This is a genomic window from Caballeronia mineralivorans PML1(12), assembly GCF_001028175.1.
GTDB lineage: Bacteria > Pseudomonadota > Gammaproteobacteria > Burkholderiales > Burkholderiaceae > Caballeronia > Caballeronia mineralivorans.
In genome coordinates this window covers 21,953-36,071 of the sequence record NZ_AEJF01000229.1, presented here as the reverse complement: position 1 = coordinate 36,071, position 14,119 = coordinate 21,953, and the positions used below count along the sequence as shown (strand labels likewise).

At 61.8% G+C, this 14,119-nt stretch carries 15 protein-coding genes; all 15 read right to left on the bottom strand.

All coding sequences use genetic code 11. The annotated features are described in order from the left end of the window. Positions 1 to 145: 145 nt before the first annotated feature. Genes EOS_RS37410 through EOS_RS37345 form a run of 15 tightly spaced genes read right to left on the bottom strand, consistent with a single transcriptional unit; the run spans position 146 to position 14,055 of the window. Complete coding sequence (locus tag EOS_RS37410; RefSeq protein WP_047897310.1) at positions 146 to 1,204, bottom strand: HoxN/HupN/NixA family nickel/cobalt transporter; 1,059 nt, start codon at positions 1,202 to 1,204, stop codon at positions 146 to 148. A 50-nt stretch (positions 1,205 to 1,254) separates the two neighbouring features. Next, positions 1,255 to 2,241, bottom strand: coding sequence for a hydrogenase nickel incorporation protein HypB (gene hypB / locus EOS_RS37405; protein ID WP_235443090.1), 987 nt, complete (start codon positions 2,239 to 2,241; stop codon positions 1,255 to 1,257). Positions 2,242 to 2,282: 41 nt separating this feature from the next. Continuing rightward, positions 2,283 to 2,612 (bottom strand): hydrogenase maturation nickel metallochaperone HypA, encoded by a 330-nt coding sequence (gene hypA / locus EOS_RS37400; RefSeq protein ID WP_047897255.1) that lies wholly within the window; start codon positions 2,610 to 2,612, stop codon positions 2,283 to 2,285. 29 nt (positions 2,613 to 2,641) lie between these two features. After that, complete coding sequence (gene hypE, locus EOS_RS37395) at positions 2,642 to 3,688, bottom strand: hydrogenase expression/formation protein HypE (protein WP_047897254.1); 1,047 nt, start codon at positions 3,686 to 3,688, stop codon at positions 2,642 to 2,644. Further along, positions 3,685 to 4,866: a hydrogenase formation protein HypD gene (gene hypD, locus EOS_RS37390; RefSeq protein WP_047897253.1), complete on the bottom strand. Its 1,182-nt coding sequence runs from the start codon at positions 4,864 to 4,866 to the stop codon at positions 3,685 to 3,687. Before hypD ends, hypE begins: the two co-directional genes overlap by 4 nt. Beyond that, positions 4,863 to 5,564 (bottom strand): D-sedoheptulose-7-phosphate isomerase, encoded by a 702-nt coding sequence (locus tag EOS_RS37385; protein ID WP_047897252.1) that lies wholly within the window; start codon positions 5,562 to 5,564, stop codon positions 4,863 to 4,865. Before EOS_RS37385 ends, hypD begins: the two co-directional genes overlap by 4 nt. Next, positions 5,557 to 5,886, bottom strand: coding sequence for a HypC/HybG/HupF family hydrogenase formation chaperone (locus EOS_RS37380; RefSeq protein WP_047897251.1), 330 nt, complete (start codon positions 5,884 to 5,886; stop codon positions 5,557 to 5,559). Before EOS_RS37380 ends, EOS_RS37385 begins: the two co-directional genes overlap by 8 nt. Next, positions 5,877 to 8,291 (bottom strand): carbamoyltransferase HypF, encoded by a 2,415-nt coding sequence (gene hypF, locus EOS_RS37375; RefSeq protein ID WP_082163668.1) that lies wholly within the window; start codon positions 8,289 to 8,291, stop codon positions 5,877 to 5,879. The genes EOS_RS37380 and hypF overlap by 10 nt, the downstream gene beginning before the upstream one ends. An 11-nt stretch (positions 8,292 to 8,302) precedes the next feature. Continuing rightward, the gene (locus tag EOS_RS49450) at positions 8,303 to 8,407 is read right to left on the bottom strand and encodes a DUF6893 family small protein (RefSeq protein WP_407639216.1); all 105 of its coding nucleotides are present in this window, start codon (positions 8,405 to 8,407) and stop codon (positions 8,303 to 8,305) included. Further along, positions 8,404 to 8,967: a hydrogenase maturation protease gene (locus tag EOS_RS37370; protein WP_047897250.1), complete on the bottom strand. Its 564-nt coding sequence runs from the start codon at positions 8,965 to 8,967 to the stop codon at positions 8,404 to 8,406. Before EOS_RS37370 ends, EOS_RS49450 begins: the two co-directional genes overlap by 4 nt. Next, the gene (locus EOS_RS37365) at positions 8,964 to 10,361 is read right to left on the bottom strand and encodes a hypothetical protein (RefSeq protein ID WP_047897249.1); all 1,398 of its coding nucleotides are present in this window, start codon (positions 10,359 to 10,361) and stop codon (positions 8,964 to 8,966) included. Before EOS_RS37365 ends, EOS_RS37370 begins: the two co-directional genes overlap by 4 nt. After that, positions 10,358 to 11,047, bottom strand: coding sequence for a DUF6084 family protein (locus tag EOS_RS37360; protein ID WP_047897248.1), 690 nt, complete (start codon positions 11,045 to 11,047; stop codon positions 10,358 to 10,360). The genes EOS_RS37365 and EOS_RS37360 overlap by 4 nt, the downstream gene beginning before the upstream one ends. After that, the gene (locus EOS_RS37355; protein ID WP_053064181.1) at positions 11,040 to 11,696 is read right to left on the bottom strand and encodes a DUF5947 family protein; all 657 of its coding nucleotides are present in this window, start codon (positions 11,694 to 11,696) and stop codon (positions 11,040 to 11,042) included. Before EOS_RS37355 ends, EOS_RS37360 begins: the two co-directional genes overlap by 8 nt. Continuing rightward, positions 11,693 to 12,232 (bottom strand): NifU family protein, encoded by a 540-nt coding sequence (locus tag EOS_RS37350; protein ID WP_047897247.1) that lies wholly within the window; start codon positions 12,230 to 12,232, stop codon positions 11,693 to 11,695. Before EOS_RS37350 ends, EOS_RS37355 begins: the two co-directional genes overlap by 4 nt. Next, positions 12,229 to 14,055 carry a nickel-dependent hydrogenase large subunit gene (locus EOS_RS37345; protein ID WP_047897246.1) on the bottom strand — a complete coding sequence of 609 codons (1,827 nt, stop codon included), beginning with the start codon at positions 14,053 to 14,055 and terminating at the stop codon, positions 12,229 to 12,231. Before EOS_RS37345 ends, EOS_RS37350 begins: the two co-directional genes overlap by 4 nt. Positions 14,056 to 14,119: the final 64 nt, after the last annotated feature.

Sequence of the window (14,119 nt, the reverse complement as noted above, 5' to 3'; positions counted from 1 at the left end):
CAGAAAACTCCCCGGCGGTCCGGGTTGGGGGTTGTAGTCCGCAGAGTTTACCTGCTCTTGCGGCGCGAGGCGTTCACGAAGGCCCATGGAAACTCTGGATCCACTGGGCTGTAGATACTCCTTACAATTTATTCCAGCGCTGACGTCATAGCGTTTTCACGTTGATATCGTCGTAGCGCCTCAGCTTGTAGATGGCTATGGAGACGATCCAGCTCACGATGAATACGCCGATCACGATGTAGCCCAACAGCCCGAAGTGCTCGTTGAGGCTGCCGATCGCATCCCAGAAGACGCCCTTCAGCCCCAAGCGGTCTTGAAGCAAACCCAGTACCTCGATACCGCCGATCAGCACCGCGACCACCACCGACACGAACGTGATCGTGATGTTGTAGTAAAGCTTGCGCATGGGCCGGACAAAGGCCCAGCGATAAGCACCGAGCATCAGGATGCCATCGGTGGTATCGACCAGCGACATGCCCGCGGTGAATAAAATCGGCAACACGAGCACCGACCAGAACGACACGCCGTGCGACGCCTGGGCAGCCGAAATGCCGAACAACGCCACCTCGGTCGCGGTGTCGAATCCGAGTCCGAACAGGAAACCCACCGGGTAAAGATGCCAGCTGCGCGATACCAGCTTGAACAACGGCCGAAGCAAACGCGAGAGGAAACCGCGATTGTTCAGCAGCAGGTCGAGGTCCGTTTCGACCAGCGGCTCACCGCGGCGAACGGCGCGAAACGTCCTGATCACGGACGCCAGCACAACCAGGTTCGCGAAGGCCAGGACGAACAGGAACATCGCCGAAATGCCGGTGCCGATGAGGCCGCCGATGCCTCTCAGGGCATCGAAATGCGTCGTCAGCGCAGTGGCCGCGAAGGCTACAGCGACGGTCAGCGCGACCACGACCGTCGAGTGCCCGAGCGAGAAGAACAAGCCGGCGGCGAGCGGACTGCGGCCGATGTGGAGCAGCTTGCGGGTGACGTTATCGATAGCGGCTATGTGGTCCGCATCCACGGCGTGGCGAAGCCCGAACGTATAGGCGAGAAGCGCCGTGCCGAGCAGTGCCGGCTGCCCGTAAAAAGCCGTTAGCGCCCATGCCCACGCCACTACATTCAGCACGAGCAGAAACGCGTAGATGCCGGTAATCTTGTGCCGAAGACTCGTCGGGCGGTCGTTGAAAAGCTGAGACATGTTTTTTAGCATCATGAGCCCCGCACTCATACCTTTCACGTTCCGACCGCCCGGTTCACGCCTTAACGCACTGTTTCTCCAACTTCGGCTAACGCTGTCGCTTGCAACCACGCATACCACGCCTCCATCCCTGCGCCCGTTTCAGCGGATACCTGCAGTACCTCGATTACAGGATTCACCTGCCGCGCATACGCAATGCAACGCTCGACGTCGAAACGCAAGTGCGGCAGCAGGTCGATCTTGTTCAGCAGCATCAGGCGGCTTGCGCGGAACATGTGCGGATATTTGAGTGGCTTGTCTTCGCCCTCGGTGACGGACAGGATCACGACCTTCGCCTGCTCGCCGAGATCGAATAACGCAGGGCACACGAGATTGCCGACGTTCTCGATCATCAGCCACGAATGGCGCGGCGGGTCGAGTTGCTCCAGCGCACGCGACACCATGCCGGCATCGAGATGACAGCCAGTACCGGTATTGATCTGGACCACGCGGCAACCGGTCGCGCGGATTCGCTCGGCGTCGTTGAGGGTCGCCTGGTCGCCTTCGATTACCTGGATCGGTTGCGTGTCGTGTAGATCGTGCAGATCGCGGATAGTACGTTCAAGCAGCGTGGTCTTGCCTGCCCCCGGCGAGCTGACCAGATTCAGCGCGGTGATCCGGCGGCTTGCCAGCCAGCCGCGATTGCGTTCGGCTATCGACTGGTTTTTCGCGAGCACGTCCTGTTCGAGTGCGATCGTCGTGCCGTGGGTTGCAGCAGAGATCGCGGCTTCGGTTGTGGGCGCGTGTTCAGTGTTCGGGTGATTTTCCAAGTGCGCAGCGCCGGCTTCGGGCGCCTGCATATAGTGGTGGTGAACGTGCTCGTGTCCACCATGCGCATGAGCATGGGCGTGAGCATGACCATGCTGATGCGCCCGCGCGTGCAGATGCGCGGCCACGCTCCCGACGCCCGGCCCGGCCGCAAGCTTCCGCCACGAACCCGGCTCGCGCGCAGCACCGCTTTCCCCTTGCGCCGGCGTTTCAATCCGCTCGCCGGTCTCAGGGTCTGTCATGACCGTGCCTGCGCCTTTAGAGCAACCGCATGTGGTACACATCAGACCACCTCCATCTGTTTTATCTTCAGCTCGCTGCCGGCCAGCAGTTCGAGGTTGACGCTTCCGCACTCGCATCGATCTAGCAGGTCGGTCATGGCCACGCTACCGCCACAGTCCAGGCAGCGAGCGCGCCCCGGCGTCTCCACAATCTCCAGCGCCGCGCCTTCCACCACCGTATCTTTCGCGCAAACGTCAAAGCAAAAGCGGATCGCGTCGGGCATCACCGCCGACAACCGGCCGATCTCCAGCGTCACGCTCAGCACCCGTGCGCCCATCGCGCGTTCGGCGCACAGCTCGACGACACTATTCGCGATGCTCAGTTCATGCATGACGCTGCGCCCCTTGTGCCCGAAACTCGCTAACAGATCCGCGGCAATTGCTCGCCCGTCAGCATGTCGACGATGCGCTGTCCGCCAAACACTGTGTGCAGCACCACGATGCCCGTGGGCTCCGCTACCACTTCGCCAATGATCGCCGCCCGTGTGCCAGCCGGGTGCGCATGCATCGCCGCAAGCACGCGTTGCGCGGCATACGGAGGAACCAGCGCAACCAGCTTGCCTTCGTTCGCGAGATACAACGGATCAAGGCCGAGGATCTCGCAGGCGCCCTTCACTTCCTCGCGAATGGGCAGCGCGTTTTCCTGGATGCGGATCGCCACACCGGACGACACCGCGAACTCGTTCAGCACCGTAGCAACGCCACCGCGCGTCGCATCGCGCATGCAATGAATGTCCTTGCACGCGCCCAGCATCGCATCGACCAGCGAACCCAGCGGCGCGCAATCGCTTGCAATATCGGCTTGCAGTGCAAGCTGCTGCCGCGCGACCAAAATTGCCGCGCCGTGATCGCCGAGAAAGCCGTTCACGATCACCACGTCGCCCGCTTGCGCACGGCGCGCAGATATATTCACTCCCGGTGGAACGACGCCAATGCCTGCTGTATTGATGAACAGTTTGTCCGCGCAGCCACGCTCGACGACCTTGGTGTCGCCGGTGACAATCGACACGCCGGCTTCGATCGCGACACGCTGCATGCTGGCTGCCACGCGACGCAGAACATCCACTGCAAGCCCCTCTTCGATCACCATCCCGCACGATAGAAACAGGGGTTTTGCACCAGACATGGCGAGGTCGTTGACCGTGCCCGATACCGCTAGCGTGCCGATGTCACCACCCGGAAAAAACAACGGGTCGACGACATAGCTATCGGTGGTGAACGCAAGCCGGTCGCCCAACCGCGCGAGGTCCGCGAGCGGAAATACCGCCTGGTCTTCGAGCGAGGCGAGCGCGGGGTTATCGAAGGCGATGACGAACACGTCCTCGATCAGATCGCGCATTGCCCGGCCGCCGCCGCCGTGCGCAAGATTGATCGTGACATCGCGTAGCCTGCCGATCCGGTCATTCATGCCTGTACTCCCTGCTTGAGCTTGTCCGACGCAGCACCGCGCGCATACAACGCCGATGTATCGATGCGGGCATAACGGTAATGCGCCGCGCATGCGCCTTCGCTTGACACCATCAGCGAGCCGAGCGGCGTCTCCGGCGTGCACGCGGTGCCGAACACCTTGCACTGCTGCGGCTTGATAACGCCCTTGAGCACTTCGCCACACTGGCAGGATTTAGGATCGGCGATCTTCAGGTTGGCGACGGGGAACTTGCGTTCGGCATCGAATGCGGCGAACGGCTCGCGTATCCGTACGCCTGAATGATCGATCGATCCCAGGCCACGCCATTCGAAGAACTCGCGCAACTCGAACACCTGCTCGATCGCCGACAGTGCCTGCGCATTGCCGTCTTCCGGCACGATCCTGCCGTACTGGTTCTCCACTTCGCAGCGGCCTTCGGCGATCTGCCGCAGCACCATCCACACCGATTGCAGCACATCGAGCGGTTCGAACCCGGCGACGGTGATTGGCCGCCGATAATGCTCGGCAATAAAACGGTACGGTCGCGTGCCGATCACCATGCTGACATGTCCGGGTCCAAGAAAACCGTCGAGATGCAGGTCGGGCGAGTCGAGGATGGCCTTGATCGTCGGAATGATCGTGATGTGATTGCAGAACAGCGAGAAGTTATTGATGCGTTGGGCGTGAGCTTGGAGCACGGTCATCGCGGTGCTTGGCATCGTGGTCTCGAAACCTAACCCGAAGAAGATCACCTCGCGATGCGGATTGGCACGTGCAAGCGCAAGCGCGTCGAGCGGCGAATAGACCATCCGTACATCTGCTCCATCGGCTTTCGCTTTCAGCAGGCTCTTGCGCGAACCGGGTACCCGCATCGCGTCGCCGAAGGTCGTGAAGATCACTTCGGGCCGCTCGGCGAGCGCGACGCAATCGTCCACGCGGCCCATCGGCAAGACGCAGACCGGGCATCCGGGGCCGTGGACGAACTCGACCTCGGGCGGCAGCATCTGGTGAATCCCGTACCTGAAAATGGAATGCGTGTGGCCGCCGCAGACTTCCATGATCTGCAAGGGCCGCTTTAAGCCGCCACGGTCGCGCACGATGCGCTCGACCAGCTTGCGGATCTCCTGCGTAAGTGTGCGCGCTTTGTCCGGATCGCGGAATTCGTCGACGTATTTCATGACGCGCGCTCCGCTGCGTCGGGAACACCCAGGCTGCCGCGTTCATCGGCGAGCAACGTATGGACGAGGTCCCACAAGATGTGATAAATCGCGACGTGCGTTTCCTGGATGCGATGAATGCTGTCGCTCGGTACCACAAGGCAATGATCGAGCGCACCCGGCGCTGCCATCTTGCCGCCGTCGTGCCCTGCGAGGCCGATGGTCACCACGCCCATCTCGCGCGCCTTGGCGAATGCAGCGAGCAGGTTGTCGGAATTGCCGCTCGTCGATACACCGATCAACCCGTCGCCGCGACGCGCCTGCGCTACCAGTTGCCGTACGTAGATATGCGCGAAACCGACGTCGTTGCCCACGGCCGTCATCATCGCGGTATCGGCGACGAGATTGACAGCGGTGAGCGCCGGACGTCCGGCAGTTACGGGATGCAGAAACTCCACTGCGATGTGCGCGGCATCGCAACTCGACCCTCCGTTGCCCATTGAAAATAGCCTGCCGTCACGACGATAAACATCCGCAATCGCATGCGCGACGGCGACCACGGCCGCGGCGTTATCCGCGAAAAACGTACGCTTCGCGTCGATGCTCGCCTGCGCCTTCTGCGCGATCGATTCGAGCAGCGCGGCATCAAGTTTCGCCGCGTCCTGATGATCGCCGTGGAGGAACGGATATAGCCCCTGTAGCGCCCGATGTTCAGTCATGGCGGGCTCCGTTGTGGTTGTAAAACTGCTCAGGGGGTGGCAGCTCACCGCCCCCTTCCATCATCGCGGCCATCTCCGCTTGCGCTTCGCCGAGTTCACGCAATAGCGCAAGCGTGCGCATGGCTTCGGCCTCGTCGAGACGGCTCATCGCGAAGCCGACATGCACGAGCACCCAGTCACCGACACACGCGGACAGCGGCCGGTCGTCATCCACTACGAACGCGATATTGATGACCCGCTGCACCCCGCCTACATCGACTAATGCGAGGTTATTGTCCGCGTCGCGGATCTCGACGATCTGTCCCGGAATGCCTAAGCACATGACGTACTCCGTGGTTCAACATACGCGGACGCAAGGGCACGCGCGGCAGTTATTGCCGCTTGCCCCAGCGCGATGCCGCCGTCGTTAGACGGCACCTGGCGATGTGCCAGCACATTCAGGCCGCGCGCTGCCAGGCGCACGGTGAGTTGTTCGAACAGCACGCGGTTCTGCATGACGCCGCCGGAGAGCGCGACGGTATTGACCTTCGTGGATGCAAGCAAACGGCTGGTCATCTGCACTAGGGCGATCGCGAGGCCCTTGTGAAAACGTGCGGCGATTACCGGTACCGGCGTGGGACGCAGCAAGTCGTCGAGCAGCGCTATCCACATCGGCTGCGGGTCGATTAACGACGGCCCATTCGTTTCCACGATGCCGAATGGATACGCCAGCGCATCGTCTTCGTCATGGAGCGTGCGTGTATCGATCAGCGCTTCGAGTTCGATCGCAGCCTGTCCTTCGTATTGCACACGTTCGCGACAGACGCCTAGCGCCGCGGCGACAGCATCGAACAGACGGCCCGCCGAGCTCGCGGCCGGACTATTGATCCCGCCGTCGATCATCTGATCGAGGACCGTCAGCGGCCGGTCGGCGAGGAAACGATGGAGTTCCAGTTTCGCGTACTGCTTCACGAAACGCCGCCATCCGAGGCTGGCACGCAGATGTGCATACGTGTTGCGCCACGGCTCATGGATCGCGTGCGCACCTCCAGGCAACGCGACCGGTGTGAAGTTAGCCAATCGCTCGAAATCCACGTATCCACCGAGCAAAAATTCGCCGCCCCAAAGCGCGTTGTCCAAGCCCATGCCCAGCCCGTCGAGCACGATGCCGAGCACCTCCGTATCCAAGCCGATATCGTTTTCCGCAAGACACGCTGCAAAATGCGCGTGATGGTGCTGGATCTCGGCCAGCGGTAAATGCCGTTGCCGCGCGATATCGATGCCAAGCTTGCGCGACAGATACTCGGGATGCAGGTCGACCGCGACAAAACGCGCGTCGTGTTCGAATAGATGCTGATAACGCGCGAGCGACGCCATGTAATCGCGATACGTCTCGCCGTTCTCCAGTTCGCCGATGTGATGCGAGACGACCGCTTCGCCATCGCGCAGCAGGCAGAATGTGTTTTTCTGCTGCGCGCCCATCGCAAGAATCGCGGGTGCACTAGAAAAATCGCGCGGCAAACGCAGCGGCGCGGGCGCATAACCGCGCGAGCGGCGCAGCAACCGCGGTACGCCGCCCATGACCCGCGCGACGGAATCGTCCACGCGCCGCGCGATATCGCGGTCGTGCATCAGAAACGCATCGGCCATGCCTGCGAGACGTGTGCGGGTTTCGTCGTTATCGATGCATTGCGGTTCGTCGGCGAGATTGCCGCTGGTCAGCACGACCGGGCTGTCGAGCGGTTGCATCATCAGATGATGCAGCGGCGTTGAAGGCAGCATAAAACCGAGCGTGGCGATGCCCGGTACAACGCCCGGAAACGGATCGCTTGCGCCGCGATCGATCATCGGCATGATGACGATCGGCCCGGCTGCGCTTGCCAGCAGGACCTTGTCCGCGTCGCTCACCACGCAGTAACGTTCGATCATCGCCACGTCACGCGCCAGCAGGGCGAACGGCTTGCGCTCGCGATGTTTCAGCGCACGCAATTTCGCAACTGCCGCATGATCCGCCGCGGCGCACGCAAGCTGAAAACCGCCAAGCCCTTTGATCGCGACGATCTCGCCGCGCTGGATCAAGCAACGCGTGGCATCCAGCGGATCACCTTGTTCGAGCGCGCCATCGGCTCGCTCCAGCCATAGGTGCGGTCCGCAAGCCGGACATGCAACCGGTTGCGCATGAAAGCGCCGGTCGGCCGGATCGTCATACTCGCTTCTGCACGCGGCACATAGCGGAAACACCGCCATCGTTGTATTCGGGCGGTCATAAGGGATCGCCTGAACGATCGACAAGCGCGGCCCGCAGTGCGTGCAGTTCGTGAACGCGTAACCGTATCGACGGCTCGACGGATCGAAGGTCTCGTCGATACAAGCACGGCACGTTACCGCGTCCGGCACCACCCCGGTATGCGCCTGCCCGCCCTCGCTCGCGACAATCCGAAACCCGCCGTAAGGCGGCGGTATCTGGTGGAGCGCGTAACGCTCGATGGCATCGATCCGCCCAAGCGGCGGACAGCCGCTGCGCAAGCCCGCGACAAAATCATCGAGTGTGGTTGCGTCGGCCCATGCGTGGATCAGCACGCCTTCGCTGTCGTTGCATACATCGCCACTCACACCGCAATCGCGCGCAAGGCGCCATACCGCTGGCCTGAAACCCACACCCTGCACCAGTCCGCGCACACGAATAACCGCACCGACCCGCGATATCACGGGCGGTTCGTCGCGAACCGGTGACGGGCACGGGCTCATGGCCGTGCCCGTCACATGTTGCGAATGCGGATATAGCGGCGGATATCCTTCAGGTTCGCCGCAATGCCGACAATCAATGCCGGCAATAACAAGTACTTCATCAAGAGCTTCATCATGCTCTCCAGTGGTCTTGCGACACGCGCCCGGCGTTGACCACGGTGGTCTGCGCCTGCGTGTTTTCGAGCATCGTTTCAATGGTTTCTACCGCTTCCTTCACTGCCGCCGCGACGGGTTCGCTCAGTCCCATGCGACCTTCCTGCCCCTCCTCCGTGCCCAGACTTTCCGGCTCACAACCAATCAGGACGATACGCCCCACTTCGCCATCCATCGCCGCCACTGCCTGAAGGACTTTCGCCGGATCCAGATCGTGCGGTGATAACAGAACGGGCGGGGCATCGCCTTTGAAACCTTCATTAGTGTTATTTGTAGAAGGTTCGATCACGTACAGCGTCCCGGGCGGTCCATCGCGATGCGTTGCATCGACGAGGATGGCAAGGTCTACGCCGTCCAGCAGCGCGTAATACAGATCGATCCCCCGGATGCCATAGTCGATCACACGAATATCCGGCGGCCAGGCATCGCGTCGTCTTGCGTGCAGACGCCGCACGACTTCGACGCCGAAACCGTCGTCGCCAAGGAATACGTTGCCGACTCCGGCCACCAGGATCGAGGTCATGACGACCGCTCCTCGCGCAACGGTTCGATCTCGTCGGGCGAAAAAAAGAAGCGATGACCCGGCATGCGCGCCAGTCCGAAGTCGCGCCCCGGATCGCAGTCGATCGTTACCGCCACATGGACGTTGCCCTCGAAATCGCGCTCGATCGATTCGATGGTCGCTATCTGATCGCGCAAGGCCAGGTCGAAGATATCGGCGCGCGCGTGGGGATGCAGCACGACGCGTGAGCCTACCTGCAACGCCACGCCGTCGACGTTGACGCAAACGAGCCGCGGCTTGGCGTCGAGCTCGGCCCATGGAGCAGCGGCGTTGGGTTGGTCTCCTGATTCCTCCGATACATCCGGCCAGCCCCCCGTATCCACCCGCACTTCGCGCAAGGTCCCGTGCAGGCGCTGCAAGTCGCTCGCGGACAGGTTTTCCGTGCGTTCGAGCAGCGCGCGCGAACGTTCGTCGCCCGCGGCCATCTCGCGTTTCTCGGCGTCCGTCATGGTGAGGATTCGCAGCGTCAGGATCTCGTCGATCTCGGTGGCATCGAAGAGATCGCCGGCGCTTTCCGGCGCTACCTGGGGATAGTCGTAGAGGATGATCGGCGCCGCGAGCATGGTGTCGCGCCGCTCGGCGGAGCCGACCAGCACCGGCCACAAACCGATGTTCATGCAAGAGGCAACCGCTTCGGCGAGCTCGTCCGGCGGCTCGATCGACGAGACGAACGCGGCGCCCTCCACCGCCAGCACTGCGTGGCATGACAGCAAGGCGAACGACGAAGCCGCATCGCGATTCAAGCGCTGCGGTTCGTCAACCGGCGTGGCGTTGACTATGCGTACCGTGAGCCGGAAGGTGCGCTCAGCGAGTCGTGTTGCACAGCATTCCACACGGCCATCGATAGCCGCCCTTGTACGCACGAGCGCGCCGAGCACGCGGCCGTCCGCCTCCATCAGCGGTTCGACAACACGGCTTCCGGGTAGCGAAAACGGCAGGCGCAGCCCCGCGATACACAATTCATCCAGCGTCAGCGCCGGAACCTCGACGTGCTGCTCCCCGGCCTCCTGCCACGCGTCGAAACGCCGCCCGCCCACTTCCAGCGACGCCACCGGCCGCGACGACAATTCATCTGCGCCCGTCCATGCAGCCGCAGGTTCGTTCAACTCACGCACGTCCCGTTCGATCAGATGCAGGAAACACGGACGCACCGTTACACTCGTTTCGTCGTCGCCTTCGATCACGCATTCGGTCTGCATCATCGAAGCATCGCTGCCGGACCAGTCGGCCCATGCTCGCGGATACACGCTGCCAAAGGTCCAGCGCTGCCGGTTCTTGACCGAGGACGCACGGTACGGATACAGCATGTATCCCTCGTACAGCACGGCCTGAACGATCCCGTCGATGGGGTTCATTGCAACCCTCCCTGCGCGGGCCACGCCTGTTCGCTGCGACTATCGTCCAGCAAGGCAGTCAGTGCCTCGTCCCAGCCGGTTAATCCCCGCTCGATACGGTAGCGCTCCAGCCGCTCGTACACGCCGCGCTGCACGCACAGCCATGCGCTGTTCGGGTAGTAGTAATCGCGCATCGCGCGCCACGTTGCGACCGGCAGGCGGAACGCTGCTTCCTTGTGCCACGGAACACGCGCGACTTGCAACGTGCCGTCGCTGTCGCGATAAAAAATAGTGCCGCTGAATTGCAGCATCAACGGAATCTCTCCGTCTCCCAGCGCATCGAAATACTTCGTCGCCGCGACATTGAAGTCGAACGTGCACGGCACCGGCAGGTCGACCGTGCAGGTATCGGCAAACGAAGGAACAGCGGCGTTCGCATGCGTCCACAATAGGGTCCGCAATGTTTGCGACCAGCGTTGCGGGACGCCGAACAATTCGCTAAGCCGCGCCTGATCGACCGGCTCGTAACTACGCCGGGTCGCTTCTATCTGGATTTGGCAATGCAGCGCGAGGCTCGCTATCTCGTCGTGCGTGTTCGACGCGTTCGGTGTTTTCATATTGGTCACCCGCAGCTTGAACAACAGCAGCGGCGACACCGAATGCAGCGCGACCTCTGCACCCTCGACGACGAAGTCAAGATCAGGCATTCGGCACTCCCTCGGGCAAACGCTCGCCCGCTTTCAGCGCGGCGAAACAGGCATGGATCGCACGCCATGCATCGACACCGCCCGACAAGCCACGCCAGCGCACACGAATCACGCCGGTCAGCGCATAACACTGGTCGATAGGCACGCGATAATACTCACGTGCGCCTTCCACGCGGTTGACCAACAGCGCTTCAACGTCGGGTTCGAGGGTATCGAGGATGGGGTTATCGACAACGAGACGATCCCACGCGTTCAGATCGAGCGACGACTGCATCGCACCGGCCGCACCGGGATACATCGCGATCACGCGTTGCGCCGCCGAATCCCGGTAGAAAAACGCGATACCGATCGGGATCGCCAGCGCGTCCCATTGTTCGTCGCTGAGATGAAAGCCGCCGAGCCAGGTACCGCGTTCCGGCACCCGCTTATATCGCGCATTCTGCTGATTGCCGAACAGCAGCGCACACGCGCGGCAGCAGCAACGCAGCGCGTGCTGCTCCGGTTCGACCAGATGCGGATGGACATTGTCGAGCGGTTCGCCACACAGTTCGCATAACGTCGTCACCGGTGGCCGGGCAAACGTCCGCAACGCGGCAACCCAGCCGGGTTGTCCGGGTTGCCCGGGTTGACCCTCCCCGCGCGCGTTCATGATGTAGGCAGCGTTGCAACAAACCGCAGCTCATGGACATTGACGTCCGGCATCCCGTCTATTTCAATGTGCGCTACGTCCGGCGCCTGTTCGAAAATTGCCCGCTCGATATCGTTCTGCACATCGGCAGGCGTGACGTGCTTGCCAGTCAGCACGCCCGCCAGACGAACGCGTACCAGGTCCTCCCGCGCATCGACCAGTTCGATCCCCATGCCTTGCGCACCGAGCGGGGCGCGCAGCCCTTCGACCGCGTGCCGCACCCGGCTTGCCAGATCCTGCGGATGCAGTCCATGCAGCAACAATAATGCGCTGACCTGCTTGTCCTGCATGAGCCGGGCGACAATCGGCCCGTCGGCGCCGTCTGCCTCCGTCACGATTTCGGCCAGCCGCGCAAGACCACTTGCATGCAGATCAAGCACCACCTGCAGCAACGCTTGCGCAATGTCTCGCGCATGCTTGTTGTCCAGCGCCGCCAGTGCTGCAATCAGTTCGTCGATGCGCTGTTGTTGTTCTTCAAGCACGCGCGCGCCGCTCATAAGTGCCCTCCCGGTTTCATGCCCGACGGAACGCCGAAGGTCGGCGAATGCGCGACATCGACGGTCTTGCCATCTCCCACGTACATATGGACGCCACACGGCAGGCACGGATCGAAGCTGCGCACCGCGCGCATGATGTCGATGCCTTTGAACTTGTCCGGCCCGTTCTCTTCGAAGATCGGCGTGTTCTGCACCGCGTCTTCGTACGGTCCAGGCGTGCCGTAGATATCGCGCGGATTTGCGTTCCACGGGGTCGGCGGATACGGATGATAGTTCGCAATCTTGCCGCCCTTGATCACGAGGTGATGCGACAGCACCCCACGCACCGCTTCATGAAAACCACAGCCGATGGCTTCATCGGGCACCTGGAACGGCGTGAAGGTGCGCGTGTGGCCCGCATGCAATTCGGCCAGCGCCTTCTCCGCGAAATGCAGCGCACAAGCTGCCGCATACGCCTGGAAGTAAGTGCGCGCGCGGTCACGTTCGATCGCGTTGCTCCACTTTGGAATGTTCCATTCGAACTCGACTTCGGGTTTGAGCGCCGTCTTCGGCAAATAGATCTTCACGCTGTGGCCCGTCGACTTCACATAGCCGATATCCACCAGACCTGCGAGCGCGGTCGTCCACAAACGTGCGATCGGACCGCCGCCGGTATCGAGTGCAAGGTAATCGCCGGTGCGTTTGTCGTACCAGCGTGGCGACATCACCCACGTATAGTTGCCGTCGAACTTGCGTTTTTGCGGCCGCGGCAAGGTGGTCTGGTTCCAGGGATGTTTGCGGTCAATCGGGTTGCCCAACGGGTCCTGACGAACAAACGTTTCTTCGTGATCCCAGTCCTCATAGAACGAGCTGCCGAGCAGGATGCGGATGTTCAGGTTGATCTCGACCAGATCGGTTGTCACTAGTTCGCCGTCCACCACCACGCCCGGCGTGACGAACATGCTGCGGCCCCAGTCGGTCATGGTCTTGTAGTTGTAGTCGCACACGTCCGGGTCCTGGAACGATCCCCAGCACCCCAGCAGAATCCTCCGGCGACCCACTTCCTCGTAACCCGGTAGCGCTTCATAAAAGAAGTCGAACAGGTCGTCGTGCAACGGCACGACTTTCTTCATGAACTCCACATACTTCATCAGCCGCGTGATGTAGTCGGTGAACAACTGCACGGTCGGCACTGTCCCCACGCCCCCGGGATACAGCGTCGACGGATGCACGTGACGTCCTTCCATCAGGCAGAACATCTCCCGCGTATAACGGCTGACATGCAGCGTCTCGCGATAGAACTCGCCGGTGAACGGATTCGACGCGGTCATGATGTCCGCGATGGTCTTGTAGCCGTGGATCTCCGCATGTGGCGAGGCGGCCTTTTGCGCTTTCGCCCAGACACCCGGGTTCGTTTCCTTGACCATCTGCTCGCAGAAATCCACGCCCACCAGGTTGTCCTGGAAGATGTTGTGGTCGAACATGTACTCGGCCGCTTCGCCGAGATTGACGATCCACTCCGCCATGTTCGGCGGTTTCACGCCGTAGGCCATGTTCTGCGCATACACCGAGCAGGTCGCGTGGTTATCGCCGCAGATGCCGCAGATACGGCTGGTAATGAAGTGCGAGTCGCGCGGATCCTTGCCCTTCATGAAGATGCTGTAGCCGCGAAAAATCGACGACGTGCTGTAGCACTCGGCGACCTTGCGCTGCTCGAAATCGATCTTCGTATAGATGCCGAGACTGCCGACGATCCGCGTGATCGGATCCCAGTTCATCTCGACCAGTTTGGCAGGCTGTGATGCCTTGCCCGACTTTAGTTCAGGTGCTGCAATGTCCGCCATGACCCCCTCCTGGATACTTCTGTCTCTCGCTGGGACCGCCGTTAGGTTCATTACCCTTCATCCA